15 protein-coding genes are annotated in these 18740 nt (G+C 36.3%); 6 read left to right on the top strand and 9 right to left on the bottom strand.

What is annotated here, in order from left to right; translation table 11 throughout:
• Positions 1 to 18: 18 nt before the first annotated feature.
• Positions 19 to 2619: a zinc-dependent metalloprotease gene (locus V7M80_RS05060; protein ID WP_333694495.1), complete on the top strand. Its 2601-nt coding sequence runs from the start codon at positions 19 to 21 to the stop codon at positions 2617 to 2619.
• 58 nt (positions 2620 to 2677) lie between these two features.
• On the opposite strand, the gene V7M80_RS05055 is transcribed toward V7M80_RS05060, so the two are convergent.
• Positions 2678 to 3520 (bottom strand): isoaspartyl peptidase/L-asparaginase, encoded by an 843-nt coding sequence (locus V7M80_RS05055; RefSeq protein ID WP_333694494.1) that lies wholly within the window; start codon positions 3518 to 3520, stop codon positions 2678 to 2680.
• Between the two features lie 20 nt (positions 3521 to 3540).
• Positions 3541 to 4413 (bottom strand): cyanophycinase, encoded by an 873-nt coding sequence (locus tag V7M80_RS05050; protein WP_333694492.1) that lies wholly within the window; start codon positions 4411 to 4413, stop codon positions 3541 to 3543.
• 234 nt (positions 4414 to 4647) lie between these two features.
• Between V7M80_RS05050 and cphA the strand changes: the two genes are divergently transcribed.
• On the top strand, positions 4648 to 7272 hold the full coding sequence (cphA, locus tag V7M80_RS05045; RefSeq protein ID WP_333694490.1) for a cyanophycin synthetase: 2625 nt from the start codon (positions 4648 to 4650) through the stop codon (positions 7270 to 7272).
• A 90-nt stretch (positions 7273 to 7362) separates the two neighbouring features.
• Here cphA and V7M80_RS05040 read toward each other — a convergent pair whose 3' ends face one another.
• The 6 genes from V7M80_RS05040 to tgt all read right to left on the bottom strand — a co-directional run bounded on the left by V7M80_RS05040 (position 7363) and on the right by tgt (position 14594).
• The gene (locus V7M80_RS05040) at positions 7363 to 8628 is read right to left on the bottom strand and encodes an asparagine synthetase B (protein ID WP_333694488.1); all 1266 of its coding nucleotides are present in this window, start codon (positions 8626 to 8628) and stop codon (positions 7363 to 7365) included.
• Positions 8629 to 8715: 87 nt separating this feature from the next.
• A complete protein-coding gene (gene dnaB, locus V7M80_RS05035) occupies positions 8716 to 10260 on the bottom strand; it encodes a replicative DNA helicase (protein ID WP_333694487.1) in 1545 nt (514 codons plus the stop codon).
• A gap of 141 nt (positions 10261 to 10401) precedes the next feature.
• Positions 10402 to 11355: an acetyl-CoA carboxylase carboxyltransferase subunit alpha gene (locus V7M80_RS05030; RefSeq protein WP_333694485.1), complete on the bottom strand. Its 954-nt coding sequence runs from the start codon at positions 11353 to 11355 to the stop codon at positions 10402 to 10404.
• A gap of 89 nt (positions 11356 to 11444) precedes the next feature.
• A complete protein-coding gene (locus V7M80_RS05025) occupies positions 11445 to 12353 on the bottom strand; it encodes a DMT family transporter (protein WP_333694484.1) in 909 nt (302 codons plus the stop codon).
• Entirely contained in the window at positions 12340 to 13416 is a 1077-nt protein-coding gene (locus V7M80_RS05020; RefSeq protein ID WP_333694483.1) for an LptF/LptG family permease, read from the bottom strand. Before V7M80_RS05020 ends, V7M80_RS05025 begins: the two co-directional genes overlap by 14 nt.
• 47 nt (positions 13417 to 13463) lie before the next feature.
• On the bottom strand, positions 13464 to 14594 hold the full coding sequence (gene tgt, locus V7M80_RS05015; RefSeq protein WP_333694481.1) for a tRNA guanosine(34) transglycosylase Tgt: 1131 nt from the start codon (positions 14592 to 14594) through the stop codon (positions 13464 to 13466).
• A gap of 190 nt (positions 14595 to 14784) precedes the next feature.
• Between tgt and V7M80_RS05010 the strand changes: the two genes are divergently transcribed.
• On the top strand, positions 14785 to 15633 hold the full coding sequence (locus tag V7M80_RS05010) for a transketolase (protein WP_333694480.1): 849 nt from the start codon (positions 14785 to 14787) through the stop codon (positions 15631 to 15633).
• 62 nt (positions 15634 to 15695) lie between these two features.
• Positions 15696 to 16649, top strand: a complete 954-nt coding sequence (locus V7M80_RS05005) for a transketolase family protein (RefSeq protein ID WP_333694479.1) — start codon at positions 15696 to 15698, stop codon at positions 16647 to 16649.
• A gap of 41 nt (positions 16650 to 16690) precedes the next feature.
• Here the strand turns inward: V7M80_RS05005 and V7M80_RS05000 are convergent, their stop codons facing one another.
• Positions 16691 to 17674 (bottom strand): FKBP-type peptidyl-prolyl cis-trans isomerase, encoded by a 984-nt coding sequence (locus tag V7M80_RS05000; RefSeq protein WP_333694477.1) that lies wholly within the window; start codon positions 17672 to 17674, stop codon positions 16691 to 16693.
• Between the two features lie 104 nt (positions 17675 to 17778).
• Between V7M80_RS05000 and V7M80_RS04995 the strand changes: the two genes are divergently transcribed.
• Both V7M80_RS04995 and V7M80_RS04990 read left to right on the top strand, forming a co-directional pair.
• Complete coding sequence (locus tag V7M80_RS04995) at positions 17779 to 18162, top strand: RNA-binding S4 domain-containing protein (protein ID WP_333694476.1); 384 nt, start codon at positions 17779 to 17781, stop codon at positions 18160 to 18162.
• On the top strand, positions 18152 to 18736 hold the full coding sequence (locus V7M80_RS04990) for a methyltransferase (RefSeq protein ID WP_333694474.1): 585 nt from the start codon (positions 18152 to 18154) through the stop codon (positions 18734 to 18736). The genes V7M80_RS04995 and V7M80_RS04990 overlap by 11 nt, the downstream gene beginning before the upstream one ends.
• Positions 18737 to 18740: the final 4 nt, after the last annotated feature.

Raw genomic sequence — 18740 nt, 5'->3', positions numbered from 1 at the left:
TAATACGAAAACAACTTTATGAAATTAATCAAAACGCTGTTGTTGCTATCATTAACTATTGCCATGATTTCTTGTGCCTCAAGCCAGACCAACAAATCCAAAAGCAAAAAAAATGAAGTAGCTGTTACCAAGCCCGACACCGCAAAAGTGAAAAAAGCACCCAAAGCCGGTATTGCTGAAAAAGTAAAAAGTAGCAAAAAAATTGAAGGTTTATTTACTTTGTACCAAGACACCATCACCGGTAGCGTACAACTATATGTTAAAAAAGACCAATTAGGAAAAGAATTCATTTACCAAAGTTATTCTATGAATGGCCCTACTGCTTTATTTTTAAATCAAAGTATGCACCGTTCTACTAATGTCTTCAGTATCAAAAAAGCTTATGACAAAATCGAATTTGGATTGGTTAATACTTCATTTTATTATGATAAAAACAATGCAATCAGCAAAACAGAAGGTATAGATATTTCTGAATCTATCTTTTTAGCTGAAAAAATAACTGCTCAAGACGCAAACGGATTTCTTATAGCTGCTGATGGATTGTTTATCAGTGAAAAATTAGATCCTGTAAAACCCATAACAAGACCTGGTACTCCCCCCGGTATGCAATTTACCTTAGGTAATTTTGTTGCTGCCAAATCAAAATACAATTCCATCCGATCATTCCCAAACAATGTAGATGTAACGGTAGATTTAGCTTATGACAATGCTACTCCATTTAATTCGGGTGGTCCAGATATTACAGATGCTCGTTATGTTCGCGTTAGAATGCAACATTCCTTCTTGGAAATGCCCAAAAACGACTTCAAACCTCGAAGAGACGATCCAAGAATTGGATATTTTGGAGAAACGGTTAACGATCAAACCAGTGTGAAAGCTGCTCCTTACAAAGACATTATTCACCGTTGGCACTTGACTAAAAAAGATCCGAATGCGGCCATCAGCGAACCTGTTGAACCTATCGTATGGTGGGTAGAAAATACCACACCTGTAGAATACCGACAAACCATAATGGAAGCCGGTAATCGTTGGAATCTTGCATTTGAAAAAGCCGGATTTAAAAATGCCATTGTTATGAAAATGCAACCCGATACGGTTGATTGGGATGCCGGTGATATTCGATACAATGTTATCCGATGGGTTTCGTCTGCAAGACCGAGTTATGGAGCTATAGGTCCTAGTTTTGCTAATCCAAGAACCGGACAAATTCTGGGTTCAGATATTACAATCGAATGGAGTTCGGCTAGCCGCTCCCCTATTCTAGACGATTTATTTGCCGCCAACGGAAGTTCGTCTGATAACGAATTAACACCTTGCACCAACCACAACGGTCATATGTGTACATTAGCTCACCAATTGAAAAGCCAATACATGCTTGGTGCAACTTTAATTGAAGCTTCCGAAGACGATCCGGAAACTATTTTACGTGTACACAAAGAATTTTTGTACTACTTGGTATTGCATGAAATGGGTCACACTTTGGGTCTAAATCACAACATGAAAGCCAGTCAAATGCTTAAACCTTCCGAATTAAACAATAGAGAATTGACTGAAAAAATTGGTTTAATTGGTTCAGTGATGGATTATCCGGCTATCAACTTGGCATCAGACCGATCAAAACAAGGCAATTTTTTTACTACCGTTCCGGGGCCTTATGACAATTGGGCAATTGAATATGGATACCGTGAATTTGGAGCAAACCAAGATGAAGAGGCCGAATTAAACAAAATTTTGAGTCGAAGTTCTGAGCCTTACTTAACTTTTGGTAACGATGCCGATGACATGCGTGCTCCCGGTAAAGCAATAGACCCGAGAGTTATGGTAGAAGATTTAAGTAGTGATGCTATGGGATATGCTGTAGACCGCTTCAAACTTATCAATACTGTTATGGGTAAAATTAAAACCAAATACAGTAAACCCGGAGATAATTATGCCGAATTACGTTCACGTTTTTATTTACTAAACGGCCAAAGACGCAATATGATTTCGGCAGTAAGTCGATATGTTGGAGGTGTATATGTAGATCGTACTTACATTGGTCAAAATGCTAAAGAAAAACCATTTACTCCGGTTTCTAAAGAAGACCAAAAAAGAGCCATTGCCATCTTAACGCAATATGCCTTTGCTCCCAATGCTTTTGATGCAGATACAGCACTATATCCTTATTTACAAATGCAACGTAGAGGATTTGGTTTTATGGGAACTACTGAAGATCCAAAGTTAAATAACTTGTATTTATCTATGCAAAGCGATGCAGCTCTAGCTCATATTTTACATCCTACAACATTAATGAGAGTTTCCAATTCCAGTTTGTACGGAAATAATTATTCGGTAGCCGAAATATTAACCGATTTAACAAACGGAATTTTCAGAGCTGATTTAAATGGGAAAGTAAATACGCACAGACAATATCTACAAAATTATTACGTAAAGAGAATTATTGATATTGCGACCAATAAAACGAATAATCCTTATGATGATATTGCAAAAGCAGCAGCCTATCAAACCTTGAAGAAAGTAAGAAGTATGTTGGCTTCAGCCGGTGCTTCAGATGAAAGCACAAGAGCCCATAGAGCCAGTTTAATTTTCAATATTGATTCGGCACTTGCAGTAAAATAATAAATCAAAGACAAATAAAAATCCCAATCATAGCGATTGGGATTTTTTATTATTTTTTCTATTCAAAAACCTCAACTTCATTTCCATCGAATGATGCAAATACCATCTTAGGATGAGAATCCATGTGATAGATATTTCCACGATAATCTATTCCAATAGCACCGGCAAAACCATCAAAAGGTTTTAATTCGGCAAACGTTTTTTGAAAAGCTTCTTCAATAGTAAATCCATCGGTTACACGGGTAACAATTTTTGCTGCTACGGCCCCGCTTACAATATCTTCTCCTACCCCCGTTAAACTTACCCCACAAAAGGAATTGGCATAATTTCCGGCTACTGTAGCCGAATCTGAAATCCTTCCCGGAATTTCAAAACCTTTTCCACCAGTTGATGTTGCCACAGCTATTTTACCTTCAGCATCAATTGCAACACAACCTACCGTACCTTGCCCATTTGCTTTTACTTTAGCTTCAAATTCGGCTCTACGTTGTGGAATTTCTGTAGAAAAAACTTCAAATCCATGCTCTCTTGCATAGCGTGTTGCTCCTTCTCCTCCAACAATTCTATCGTCTTCTTTCATCAAAACTGAGGCAACTTTTATCGGGTTTTTCACTTCTTCAATATTAATAACTCCACTCATTTTCATAGAACCGCCATCCATTAATGCAGCACTCATTCGAATTTTACCATCACTTTGAATTTGAGAACCAATTCCGGCATTAAACAATGGGTCGTCCTCCAATAAACTTACTGCATAAACAACGGTTTCTAAAGCTGAATGCGACTTCAAATAATCAAAGGATGCCAAAACGATTGAGGACATAGCCTCTTGCTTGGCTTTTTTGGTTTCATCGGATGTGGATGATTCAGAAAAAAAACCTCCATGAATAATAAGCTTCATAAAAAAAGAATTCCAAATGATTAAATATACTGCGAAGAATGAATGTGCATTTTATAGGTTTCCAAATCAAAAGTATCATACATACTCATTACATGAGTTACCAAATGATTGATAGATATGGGTTGTCCCAGCTCCACTTGAGTCAAATTGGTATCTTTGATCTCTCTACCGTCTACCAAGATTACCAATCCGGAACCAATAGCTTCCATTTTGGTATCGTGTGTAATTAATAGTCCGGTATCCTCCCCTAAACCTATTCCTAAAACTTTAGGATTTCCTACAACCGCTTGAAATAAACGTCCAATACGACCTCTTTGTACAAAATGAGTATCAATAATTACATCATCAATGAGGCCCAAGCCACTAGAAATTTTAACTTCCCCTTTCAACAAAGCTTCGTGACTGCTTCCTTGGTAAATCATATTATTAGAAGCTGCTGCAGCTCCGGCCGACGTACCTGCATATATAAAGTGTTCGTTTCGGTATTTTTCCAATAAAATATCGTGAAATTTTGTTCCTCCTAAAATGGAAGACAGTCGCAATTGATCACCTCCGGTAAACATCACTATATCCGCAGCTTTCAAACGTTCCAATACAGCATCCTCACCAGCCTGCTCACGTCTTTCTATGTAGAGAACATCTACGTTTGAAGCATTCAGATATTGAAAAGCTTTGGCATATTCAGGTCCTACTTCTCTCGGAATTTTTGATGCCGTAGTTATTACTTCTATACGAGATTTTTCTTTATACTTCGATTCGTCAATAATTCGTTTTAGGATACCGGTTTCAAAAAAATTCATGTTTTTTGAAACATCTTGATCAAAACTAGACTCTGTAAAACTACCTTTATCTACAGCTCCTCCAATTATAATGAGTTTTCCTTTACTTTTCATGCAACAAAAATAGTGAATTGATTAAAATCATACTTAATTTTAAGTATATTTTGAGAAATCTACACAAATACAATAGTTTATAATTAAAAAATTCAACAAAACCACCTAAACCCCACGAAATTGTAAATCTTTTTTTTCAAAAACCTAAAAAAAATCAAAATCTAAAAAAAATTATCCTTATTTTTAACAAAATCAACAATTAAAATTTAAAACCTTCTCAATTTTAATATTCTTATGAAAATTTTAAAAATACAAGCACTTAGAGGCCCAAATATTTGGAGTGTACAACGAAAAAAACTTATTCAAATGCGTTTGGATTTGGAGGAAATGGAGCAGTTTCCTACCAATAAAATTGAAGGATTTAGAGAGCGAATTGAAAGTTTATTCCCTACCATGATAGAGCACAGATGTTCAGAAGGCGTGAGAGGCGGATTCTTTATTCGTATAGAACGGGGTACATGGATGGGACACGTAATTGAACATATTGCATTAGAAATTCAAACTTTAGCCGGAATGGAAACCGGATTTGGAAGAACCCGAGAAACCAAAACTCCCGGCGTTTACAATGTGGTTTTTAGTTATGTTGAAGAAAATGTTGGTCTATTTGCTGCAGAAAGTGCCGTTCGTATTGCAGAAGCTCTAATAGCCGGCACACCCTATGATTTGGAAGCCGATATCCAAAAGATGAGAGAAATCAGAGAAAGAGTTCGTTTAGGTCCATCAACGGGAAGTATTGTTGAAGAAGCCGTATCAAGAGATATTCCATGGATTCGCTTAGGCACAAACTCATTAGTGCAATTAGGCTATGGAGTTAACCAAATGCGTTTCCAAGCCACTATAACGTGCAAAACAAGTAATATAGCCGTTGATATTGCATGCAATAAAGAAGAAACCAAACGCATGTTGGAAATGGCTTCCATTCCAGTTGCCAGTGGTTCAATTTGTGTAGACGCAGAAGATTTAGAACATACGATAAAAAAAATTGGCTATCCAATAGTTATCAAACCTCTAGATGGCAATCACGGTAAAGGAGCTTCCATAAATGTGACCACTTGGGAAGAGGCATTAGAAGGTTTGGAACACGCCAAAAAGTACAGTAGAAGAGTAATTGTAGAAAAGTTTATAACCGGATTTGATTTTAGAGTTTTGGTAATAGACAACAAATTGGTCGCTGCGGCCAAGCGGGTTCCGGCTCATGTTGTTGGCAATGGCAAAAACACCATTCAAGAACTTATCGATATCACCAATCAAGACCCTAGAAGAGGATATGGACATGAAAATGTGTTAACCGAAATCACGGTTGACCGAGACACCTTAGATTTACTGACTAAACTAAACTATACTTTAGAGAGTATACCCGCTAAAGAGGAAATTGTATATTTAAAATCTACAGCCAATCTAAGTACCGGTGGAACTTCAGTAGATGTTACAGATATGATGCATCCCGAAAATATATTTTTGGCTGAGCGAATTTCCAGAGTTATTGGTCTGGATGTATGTGGAATAGATATTATGGCCGAAAATTTAACACAACCCTTAAAAGAAAATGGAGGCGTAATTTTAGAAGTAAATGCAGCACCCGGATTTCGTATGCACTTGGCCCCTTCTGAAGGTTTACCCCGCAATGTAGCAGCTCCGGTTATTGATATGCTCTATCCACCCGGTAAACCCAGTCGAATTCCTATTATAGCCATAACCGGAACCAATGGAAAAACAACTACTACACGTCTTTTGGCTCATATAGTCAAAAATAACGGATTCAGAGTAGGCTTCACCACGTCTGATGGTATATACGTTCAAAATCACATGTTGGAAAAAGGAGATACTACAGGTCCTTTGAGTGCCGAGTACATTTTAAAAGACCCTACCGTAGAATTTGCCGTTTTAGAAACAGCAAGAGGTGGAATTTTGAGAGCCGGATTAGGCTTTAGTCGATGCGATATAGCCATTATAACCAATATTAGAGAAGACCATTTGGGATTAAATGACATCAACACATTAGATGATTTAGCCCGTGTTAAAAGTGTCGTAGTAAGAAGTGTAAAAAAAGACGGTTGGGCCATTTTAAATGCCGAAGATGAACAATGTTTGAAAATAGCCAACGATTTAAGTTGCAATATTGCCTATTTTGCTATGGACGAGGAAAATCCTGTGGTAAAAAAATTAACAAAAGAAGGAAAAATTGTAGCGGTTTATGAAAATGGGTTCATAACAATTAAAAAAGGAGATTGGAAAATAAGAGTTGAAAAAGCTCTTCATATTCCATTGACCCTTGGAGGAAAAGCTAAATTCATGATTCAAAATGTATTAGCAGCCACCCTTGCAAGTTATTTGTATGGTTTTAAAACGGATGACATCAGCTTATCGTTACAAACCTTTATTCCTAGTGTGGCACAAACTCCGGGAAGAATGAACATTTTTGAATTTAAAAAATTCAAAGTCATGATAGATTTTGCTCACAATCCCGCCGGATATTCAGCTATAGAAGACTTGTTGAGCAATATTGAAGCTACACGCAAAATTGGAATCATTGCAGGGGTTGGAGATCGTAGAGATGAGGATATTAGAGATTGTGCGGAGATTGCCGCTCGCATGTTTGACCACATTATCATCAGACAAGAAAAACACCTTCGTGGAAGAACCGAACAAGAAATAATCGATTTAATCTTGGAAGGAATTCAAAAAGCAAATCGACCGGTGACCTATGAAATCATTACCAAAGAAATTGAAGCGATTAAACATGCCATTAGTATTGCAGATGAAGGTACTTTTATTACCGCTTTAAGTGATGTGGTAACCAATGCCATTGATATTGTACAAGAATATTTAGATAAAGAAAATGAAGAAAGCTTAAGCTAAATCAGCTATTTCTTTCTGAAGTATTTATAATTAAAAATCCCAAAATCAATTCAATTTGATTTTGGGATTTCATTAAAGTCGTTTATCGTATTAGGTTTTTTGTTTCTTCTTTTTAGCTGCCGGAAACAAAACGTTATTTAATATTAAACGATATCCGGGTGAGTTGGGATGTAAATCCAAAACCGTTGGAGCATCACCTACTAAATGCTGGTAATCTTCCGGATCGTGACCCCCAAAAAATGTAAACATCCCCTTTCCTTTGGTACCATGTATGTATCTCGCCTCTCCGTTATATCGATTTTCACCCATTACTAATACGTGAGATTTGATTCTTTCGCTATCAAAAGCTGTCGTTTGCCCCATAAATCCTTTTACCAGTTGCGTATGATTCTGACAAAGCATCGTTGGAATAGGATCCCATTTGGCAGAATATTCCATCAAGGTAAAATAATCTTTATCAATAGGCATTTTTCGTTTTGTAGTCATATCAATATCCGAAAACTCATAAACCGTTGGCGAACGCTCTAAAATAAAATCTTTGAAGGCAAACGTTTTAGAAAAGTCAATTTTTGACTGATAATTGGGTTCGCTTTCGTCACCATCAAACATAGGTTCACAAATATCAACTCCTTCAGCCGATAAAGCTATATCAAAACTATCGGTAGCAGAACACATAGCAAACATAAACCCACCCCCTATAACAAAATCTCTAATTTTTTTGGCAACAGCTAATTTGGAATCCGAAACTTTGGAAAACCCCAATTTAGCCGCTAAAGCCTCAGCATCTCGTTTTTGTTCTATGTACCATGGAGCATTTCTGTAAGCTCCAAAAAATTTTCCATATTGACCCGAAAAATCTTCGTGATGCAAATGAAGCCAATCGTAGAGTAACAACTGATCGGAAAGCACCTCTTCATCATAAACTGCTTTAAACGGAATTTCTGCATAGGTTAATACTAATGTTACTGCGTCATCCCAAGGTTTTTTTCCTTGAGGAGTATAAACCGCTATTTTAGGTGCTTTCTCCAAAACTACCGATTCCATATTTTGAGAAGGACTGCTTATCTCTTCCATCAGTTGATTAACCTGAGCTTCGGATAAGGGCTCAAAACTTACACCTCTAATTTGACATTCCTTGCGAATTTCGGGTGCATCAGGTAATAAAAAGGAGCCTCCTCGGTAATTTAATAACCAACTTGCTTTGTAATCTTTATCCAAAGCCCAATATGTTATTCCGTAGGCTTTTAAATGATTTTGTTGGGTAGATTCATCCATAGGCAATAGAAGGAAACCGGCTAAAGCTCCTTGAGTATAGACTAGGAAAATAAGAATGTAGGCCAATTTTTTGAGAGTCATAAGTACAGTTTTCTATCAAGTAAAATCAAAGATAACTGATTTTTTGTGAAGAAAATGATAAAAAAATCCGCTACTGCGGATTTACTATTAAAAGGGAACTTCACTATCTTCTTCATCTGTATTCATATGGCTTCCGAATGCTTCATTGGGAGAAGGTAAATTTTTGGTTATAAATGGGGTATCGTCAGAATTCATACGAGAGGGTAAATCACTAAACCCACTACTGTAATCATCCAAATTATCAAACTTACCTAAACTACCTATAAATTTCAGTCGAATATTTTCCAATCCTCCATTTCTGTGTTTGGCAATAATAAACTCGGCTTGACCTTCTGTTGGAGAGCGTTCATCATCATCCCATTCGTCTATTTTGTAATATTCCGGACGGTAAATAAACGAAACGATATCGGCATCTTGCTCAATAGCTCCCGATTCACGCAAATCGGACAACAAAGGTCTTTTACTGGAACCCCGGGTTTCAACAGCACGTGATAGCTGTGAAAGTGCAATCACAGGGATATTTAATTCTTTCGCTAAGGCTTTTAAATTTCTTGAAATAGTCGAAATTTCTTGCTCTCTATTCCCTCCACCTTTGCCCCCTCCACCGGCTGTCATTAATTGCAAATAATCTACAATAATTAACTTAATGCCGTGTTGAGAAGATAACCTTCTGGCTTTGGCTCGCAAATCAAAAATAGACAACGAAGGAGTATCGTCAATATAAAGTGGAGCTTTCTCCAAATTTTTAACTTTTACACTCAATTGTTCCCACTCATGCTTTTCAAGTTTTCCGGTTCGAAGTTTCTCTGAAGATAATCCGGTTTCAGAAGAAATCAAACGGGTAATTAACTGAACGGATGACATCTCCAGGGAGAAAACGGCAACCGGTTGAGCAAAATCGATGGCCATGTTTCGTGCCATAGATAACACAAAGGCCGTTTTACCCATACCGGGACGGGCAGCAATAATAATTAAATCACTGGGTTGCCAACCTGAAGTAACTTTATCTAGTTTCTCAAATCCGGTTGCTACACCGCTAAGTCCCTCTTTATTGGCTATCTCTTCAATTCTTTTTTTGGCTTGAATAACCAAGCTCTGTGCCGTTTCTGAACTCCTTTTGATATTACCCTGCGTTACTTCGTATAATTTAGATTCGGCCTTGTCTAATAAATCAAATACATCGGTTGTTTCATCGTAAGATTCTTCAATAATTTCTGAAGATATTTTAATTAAACTACGTTGGATGAATTTTTGTAAAATAATTCTAGAATGAAACTCGATGTGAGCCGAAGATGAAATTTTTTGAGTAAGTTGAATGAGATAAAAATCACCTCCTACCAACTCTAATTTTCCATTTCTCTTTAATTGTGCCGAAACCGTTAATAAGTCAATCGGTTGGGTATCGGTAAACAACTGCACTATAGCTTCAAAAATATATTTGTGAGCTTCTTTATAAAAGGCGTCCGGTTGTAAAATATCAATTACTTCATCAACCCCTTTTTTATCAATCATCATGGCTCCCAACACCGCTTCTTCAAGGTCAAGAGCTTGTGGTGGCAGCTTTCCTTTTTCCAAACTGATAAGAGTAGATTTATCTACCTTAATGGGGTTAATATTTCTCAAATTTTCCATAGGGCTAAAGTAACATAAATATAAAAAAAAGCGACATTGAGTTGTTAATAAAAGGATGTTGACAACTCTCCTTCAATTGTTAATAACACAAAAAAAATCCGAAGTGTAAAGGCTTCGGATTAAAATAAAATTATGTAAGAATTATTCTTTAAACTCACCCATTTTACTGTATTTATCCATCCTTTGGGCAACTAATTCTTCTGTTGATAAATCTTTTAATTCATTAAACCCTTTGATAATATATTGCTCTACGGTTTTAAAAGTGGTTTCTCTGTCATAATGAGCTCCCCCTAGTGGTTCCGGAATAATTTCATCAATTAATTTTTGTTTTTTCATATCGTAGGAAGTTAGCTTCAAAGCTTCTGCAGCTTGTTCTTTGTATTCCCAACTTCTCCACAAGATTGAAGAACAAGATTCGGGGGATATTACAGAATACCACGTATTTTCCAACATATAAACACGATCTCCAACTCCAATTCCTAATGCTCCACCTGAAGCTCCTTCACCAACAATTACCGTAATGATAGGTGTTTTTAAACGAATCATTTCCAAAATATTTCGGGCTATAGCTTCACCTTGTCCGCGTTCTTCGGCTTCCAAACCGGGATAAGCTCCGGGAGTATCAATTAGTGTTAAAACCGGAATGCCAAATTTTTCGGCCATTTTCATCAAACGCAAAGCTTTGCGATAACCTTCGGGATTGGCCATACCAAAGTTTCGGTATTGTCTGGTTTTGGTATTGTAGCCTTTTTGTTGACCAACAATCATAAAAGACTGACCTCCTATTTTTCCGAGACCACCAATCATGGCTTTGTCGTCTTTAAAATTTCTATCGCCAAATAATTCCAAAAATGTTCCTCCACAAAGAGCTCTTACATGATCCATTGTGTAAGGGCGACTGGGGTGTCTGGATAATTGAACCCGCTGCCAAGCCGTTAGATTCTTGTATATTTTTTTCTTAGTTTCTTCTAATTTTTTCTCAATTTGTTTGCAAGTTGCCGTAACATCAACATTGGATTCTTCTCCAATTATTTGACATTTATCCAATTGATCTTCCAATTCTTTGATGGGAAGTTCAAAATCCAAATACTCCATAGATTAGATTATTTTTGTTTTGTTTGAATAGCAAAGATAAAATTTTTAATCGTTTCTTAAAGTAAATTTAAACGATTACTTCTATTTTTTTACAACTCTATTGGGTTTGACTTACTTTTCCTTTTCGATAAATAAAACTTAACCACACCATTTAAGAGCACGGTAATTAAAATCAACAAAGCCCCAAAATAAAAAGGAGTGCTCATCTTTTCTTTTTCTTCAAAAATAATTAGAGCTAAAATGATTCCATAAACCGGTTCCAAATTGATTGTTAACATTACGGTATAAGGACTGATGTATTTCATAACCTTTACCGATGCTATAAAAGCATAGGCCGTACATACAGAACTTAATATAAGTAAATAAATGAAGTCTGACATCGAGAGTGTAAAAAAGGAAGAGCTAAACCCCCCGCTAATGACTAAAAAAACGGAGAAACACAAAACCCCTCCCATTAATTCATAAAAAGAAATTACGGTGGAGTCATACTTTTGAGCCAATTTTCCATTTAATACAGAAAACAAAGCCGATAAAAAGGCCGATGTAAGAGCTAAAATGATTCCATAAACATAGTTCCCTTCAAAATTGAAGATAATGTAGAGTCCGCATACCACCAGTAGTCCAAAAAGAACTTCATACCCAATAATTTTTCGTTTAAAAAAAAGAGGTTCTAAAAATGAAGTAAAAAAAGCCCCGGTAGAAAGGCAAGCTAATGTTACAGAAACATTGGACACTTTGATGGCTTTAAAAAAAGTGAGCCAGTGCAAGGCTATAATTAGACCCAAAAAAAGAAAATAAAGCAAAGTTTTGGTGGGCAATGCTACCTTTTTTCGAGTAATTAAGATGAAAATCAAAATAAAAATTACAGCTAAAAGCATACGATACCAAACTAAAGGTAAAGCATCCAATGAAATCAACTCGCCCAAAATAGCCGTGAATCCCCATATAAATACAATGAGGTGTAAATGCAAATAACTTTTGATATTATCGCTTGGCATTTCTTAATAAATAAATCGCTAAAATTCCAAATACAACGTTTGGAAACCAAACGGCTACCAGTGGCGGAATACTCGATTTTTCGGCCATGGTGCCAAAAATCTTATCAAAAAATATGTACGTAAAGGCAAGTACAATACCAATAGCCAGATTGACCCCCATACCTCCTCGCCTTTTCATAGAAGAAACCGCTACAGCTATAATGGTTAGAATAAAAGCCGTAACGGGCAAACTGTATTTTTTATACAAAACAACCAAATACGTATTGATATTCGAATTGCCTCGCTCTCGTTCTTTATCAATAAATCGATTCAATTCGGGTAGAGTCAAAGTTTCGGCTATGTAAATTACAGGCGTTAAATCTTCCAAATCAAAGCTAAAAACTGTATCTTTTCGTTCTGAACGCTCAATAACATCTCCTAACACACCTACTTTTCGTTTTTGATAATTAAACATAGAATAGGTGCTATCTTTTTCATTCCATTTTAAACGATTGGCTGTAATTTTGGAAACCAATCGTTCTTTGTCAAACTTTTCCAAGGTAAAGTTGAAAGCCGTTTTTGAATAGGAATTAAAATTACTCACATAAATAAACTCATCGTCACTGATTTGTCTGAAAACATTCGAATTTTCTCTAATTTCCTGGTTGTTTTTGAGATAAGTATATCTGAAATCATTAAACCCTTTACTGGCTTTTGGCACCAAGAAAAAACCCATAATTAAAGCAAAAAGCGACACCAAAGTGGCTCCTATGAAATAGGGTCTTAAAAATCGGGTGAAAGAAATACCGGAGCTCAAAATTGCAATAATCTCGGTATTGTTGGCCAATTTTGAAGTAAACCAAATGACTGATAAAAAGAGAAAAATAGGAAAAAGTAAATTGGCAAAATAAATTGTAAAATCAAGATAATACAATGCAACCGCCGAAAAAGGAACTTTACTTTCTAAAATTTTATTGATTTTTTCGGCAACGTCAATTACAATCCCAATTGGGATAAATAACAACAACATTACTACAAAAGTAAAAATGTAACGCTTGAGCAAATATTTATCAATGATTTTCATTTTACAGCATAAGACTTTTAAAATTTTACTTTTGATTCAAAATCAGATTATAATCTTTGACTCATTTGTTTAACCATCTGATCTTTCCAAACTCTAAAATCACCGGCTAATATATGTTTTCGGGCTTCACGAACCAACCACATGTAAAATCCCAGATTATGTATTGTGGCTATTTGTTTTCCCAAATATTCATTGGCTGCAAATAAATGTCTCAAATAGGCTTTAGTATACTCGGTATCTACAAAGGTAATACCCATTTCGTCAATGGGAGAAAAATCGTTCTCCCACTTTTTATTTTTGATATTCAATGTTCCGTGAGCAGTAAACAACATCCCGTTTCTGGCGTTTCGAGTAGGCATAACACAATCAAACATGTCTATACCAAGTGCTATATTTTCCAAAATATTTATGGGTGTCCCCACCCCCATTAAATACCGAGGTTTGTCTTGCGGTAAAATGGCGGTTACAACTTCTGTCATAGCATACATTTCTTCTGCCGGTTCTCCAACAGACAATCCACCAATTGCATTTCCTTGGGCACCGGCATTAGCAATATACTCAGCCGATTCTTGTCTGAGATCCTTATAAGTACTTCCTTGAACAATTGGAAAAAAAGTTTGTTCATATCCATATTTAAAAGGAACTTTATCCAAATGAGCTATACATCTGTCTAACCAACGGTGTGTCATATGCATAGAACGTTTGGCATATCTGTAATCACAAGGATAAGGAGTACACTCATCAAACGCCATGATAATATCTGCCCCAATAGATCGTTGAATTTCCATCACACTCTCAGGTGAGAAAAAATGGTAGGAACCATCTATATGACTTTTAAATTTCACCCCTTCTTCTTTAATTTTTCTGTTAGAAGATAGAGAATAAACTTGATAACCGCCACTATCGGTAAGGATGTTTCGGTCCCAATTCATAAATTGGTGTAAACCACCGGCTTGTTCTAAAATAGCGGTTTGAGGTCTTAAATATAAATGATAGGTATTTCCTAAAATAATATCAGGATTAATATCCTGCTTTAATTCTCTTTGATGCACTCCTTTTACAGAAGCTACAGTACCAACAGGCATAAAAATAGGAGTTTCAATCACGCCGTGATCGGTAGTAATCAAACCGGCTCTTGCTTTAGATTGGCTGTCGGTTGTCAATAAATCAAACTTCATAAAATAATTTTACAGGCAGCAAAGATAAAAGAATAAAAATTTATGACTTCTTATTTAGGATATATTTATACACCCCTTCATTCCTTATCAACACGCCTACTTGAAAACTTTAAAAAAACCACATTGGCTTTTTCTGAAAAAGTCCAATAATCTGATTACCTTTGCCAAGGTTTAACTTCTATTATTCATAATGAAATCTAACGTACAACAACTAAACGACTTTTCAACACAGGTCAGAAGAGACATTCTTCGCATGGTTCATGCCGTAAACTCCGGACATCCCGGTGGTTCTTTAGGCTGTACCGAATTTTTAACAGCTTTATATCAAGAAATCATGCACCGTAATGAGGGATTTGATATGGACGGGAAAAATGAAGATCTATTCTTCCTTTCCAACGGTCACATTTCTCCCGTATTTTATAGTGTTTTGGCAAGAAGTGGTTATTTTCCCATTTCGGAATTGAGTACTTTCCGAAAACTAAACTCCAGACTGCAAGGTCATCCTACTACACACGAAGGACTTCCCGGAGTGCGTATGGCTTCCGGTTCGCTGGGTCAGGGTTTATCTGTAGCCATTGGGGCAGCACATGCCAAAAAACTAAATAACGATTCTCATTTGGTATACTCCTTACATGGGGATGGCGAATTACAAGAAGGTCAAAATTGGGAGGCAATAATGTATGCCTCTGCCAAAAAAATTGACAATTTAATTGCCACTATCGATTACAACGGCCAACAAATTGATGGCTCTACCGATGAAGTTTTAACACTTGGAAATTTAAAGGCCAAATTTGAAGCTTTTGACTGGGAAGTACTCGAAATTAAAGCAGGAAATTCAATCGAAGCTATCTTGGACGGTATGGCCCAAGCAAAAGCCAAAACCGGAAAAGGAAAACCGGTTTGTGTTCTACTTCATACCGTTATGGGACATGGGGTTGACTTTATGATGCATACTCATGCTTGGCATGGTAAAGCTCCAAACGATGAGCAATTAGCCAGAGGTTTAGAACAAAATCCGGAAACTTTAGGAGATTACTAAAAATCAAATGGAGCTTATTCTTTAAGTTCATACTCCATTTTAATGCATTTTGAAACAATACAATGAAAAAATATACCAACACAGGAAGTAAAGACACCCGCTCTGGTTTTGGAGCCGGTATGACCGAATTAGGTCAAAAAAATGAAAACGTAGTAGCCCTATGTGCCGATTTGATAGGGTCTTTAAAATTTGACGATTTTAAAAAAAATCACCCGGAACGTTTCTTTCAAGTGGGCATCGCAGAAGCCAATATGATTGGAATTGCTGCCGGATTAACTATAGGAGGTAAAATTCCTTTTACAGGTACATTTGCCAATTTCTCAACCGGTAGAGTTTACGACCAAATTAGACAATCTGTAGCTTACTCTGATAAAAATGTAAAAATTTGTGCTTCACATGCAGGTTTAACATTAGGTGAAGACGGTGCTACCCATCAAATTTTAGAGGATATCGGATTGATGAAAATGTTACCCGGTATGACCGTAATTAACACCTGTGATTACAACCAAACCAAAGCAGCAACTTTAGCATTGGCAGATCATCACGGTCCGGCATATCTTCGCTTCGGTAGACCTGTTGTTCCCAATTTTACTCCAGCCGATGAACCTTTTGTAATTGGCAAAGCCATTATTCTTAATGAAGGAACCGATGTTACTCTAATAGCTACAGGTCATCTGGTTTGGGAAGCATTGATAGCTGCAGAAAAATTGGAAGAACAAGGCATTTCAGCTGAAGTTATCAATATTCACACTATTAAGCCTTTGGATGAAGAGGCAATTTTAAAATCGGTTGCAAAAACCGGTTGTGTGGTTACAGCAGAAGAACACAATATGCTTGGTGGCTTAGGTGAAAGCGTAGCTAGAACTTTAGCTTTAAACAATCCAAAACCTCAAGAATTTGTGGCCGTTAACGATAGTTTTGGTGAAAGTGGTACTCCGGAACAATTAATGGAGAAATACCAATTAAATCACAAAACGATTATTGAAAAAGCTCTAAAAGTTATAGCTCGTAAATAATAAATCCAAAAAAAATCCCGATTCAATGAATCGGGATTTTTTTAATTGCAACTGGGATCCAAATGCTTTTTCAAACGATTCGGATTTGTTGTATTCCCGGAACAATCCGGAATTGCATCAAAGCTGTAATATTGTTGTGGATTGGTATTTGGAATTTTCAATTCGTTTCGGGTTAATATCAAATCCCCATCATCGTTGGTATCCAAAAAATCCGGAATACCATCACCATCAGTATCTTGTAAAAAGTAATCCGTTTGAGTGCCGTACAATTCATCTTTAGATAAAATTTTATCTCTGTCGTGATCATTGTAACGCAAATTTTTCAACTGTATTTGGAATACCAAATTAGAGTAAGAACGAATAAGAGTACTACGTGAACTTTCATAATAAGCTAATCCGGAAGGAATAAAAACTACAAGGTTTCCAAAGTTTGAATAGTTTACCGTACCATCTGTATTAACAGTTGTATTCTCTGCCGTTTTCATAAGAGGTAAGATTTGTCTGAATCCCGATATAAACTGAATATCACTTGGAAAAGAAGTCCAAACCGGAGTAGAAGTTCGGTCAAACTCTTCATTATCAAAATTCCATCCTCTGTAACTCACGTGTGTAGAGTCTATCGTAGTAGGCCTTTGACCACCTCCTTCATTCAATAAAATATAATACAATTTGTATTCTACCGGATCGTTAATACGTCCATCTGTTCTCAAACTAACACGAGTATCATTTTTAACAACAATATATTGCAAAGGATATTCGGTTTGATCCCAAATAGAAGTTTGTGTTCCACCATTTGGAATTTCGGTTACTGTAACATCCATATTGGCATTAACAGTCATGTAATTATTTTTCAAATACTCTTCTATCAAACCTTGGTCTGTGGCATATTGCTCCGCTCTATCTCTGGGTGGAGTTCGAGTTGCTCCTTCGTCATCCTTTTTACACGAAACAAATAGTAACAATACAGCTGTGAAACTGAAAAGCGTTTTAAGTTGGTTTGGCATCATCTTCAAATTAGAATACATTTCAAAAATTGGAAACTTATTTAAAACTTGATTCAAATAAGGTGCCGCAAGATACAATTTTGATTTATTTTTGTACAACAAATTAACGAAGTTTTCTAAATTAAATGAGAGTCGATAAATATTTATGGTGTGTCCGATATTTCAAAACCCGAAATATGGTTACTGAGTTGTGCAAAAAAAATCACGTTACAGTAAATGGTCAAATTGCCAAACCATCCAAAGAAGTCTTTCCTTCGGATACCATAACCTTTAGAAAAGATCAAATTACGTATAAAATTAGTGTCCTTGATATACCTCAAAACAGAGTGGGAGCCAAATTAGTAGATATCTATCGTAAAGATGAAACCCCTCCGGAAGTTTTTGCACATTTAGAACTTTTGAAATTATCAAAAGAACACTACCGAAAAACCGGAGAAGGAAGACCCACAAAAAAAGACCGCAGAGATATCGAAAATTATACCGATCAAGATTATGGCAATGCTGAGTAAAGAATATTGGGAAAAAAGATATGAAGAGGGAACTACTTCATGGGATGTGGGCACCATAACTTTACCTCTCAAAGAATATTGCGACCAAATTGAAAATAAGCAAATTCGGATTTTGATTCCCGGTGCCGGCAATGGTTATGAAGTTGATTATTTATTTGCAAACGGATTTACAAACATTTGGGTAATAGATTATGCCTCTGCCCCATTGAATGCCATTGCAAAACGATTGCCTCAATTTCCCAAAGAACACCTTTTACAAATCAATTTTTTTGATTTTTCACCTGATACAAAGTTTGATTTAATACTGGAACAAACCTTTTTTTGTGCATTAGACCCTAAACTTCGTTCTTTGTATGCTGAAAGAATGCATAAACTTCTCAACTCAAAAGGTAAATTAGCCGGACTTCTTTTTCAATTTCCACTTACAGAGGTAGGCCCACCATTTGGAGGAAGTTCTGGCGAATATAAAGCATTATTTGAGCCTTTTTTTACAATTAAAAAACTTGAAACCGCATATAATTCCATTTTACCAAGAGAAAACAAAGAACTCTTTTTTATCTTTGAGAAAAAATAATCCT

The organism is Flavobacterium sp., assembly GCF_036759525.1.
In the GTDB taxonomy this organism is placed as follows: Bacteria; Bacteroidota; Bacteroidia; order Flavobacteriales; family Flavobacteriaceae; genus Flavobacterium.
Note: the sequence above shows the minus strand (reverse complement) of the source record. Positions and strands in the feature narration are given on the sequence as shown.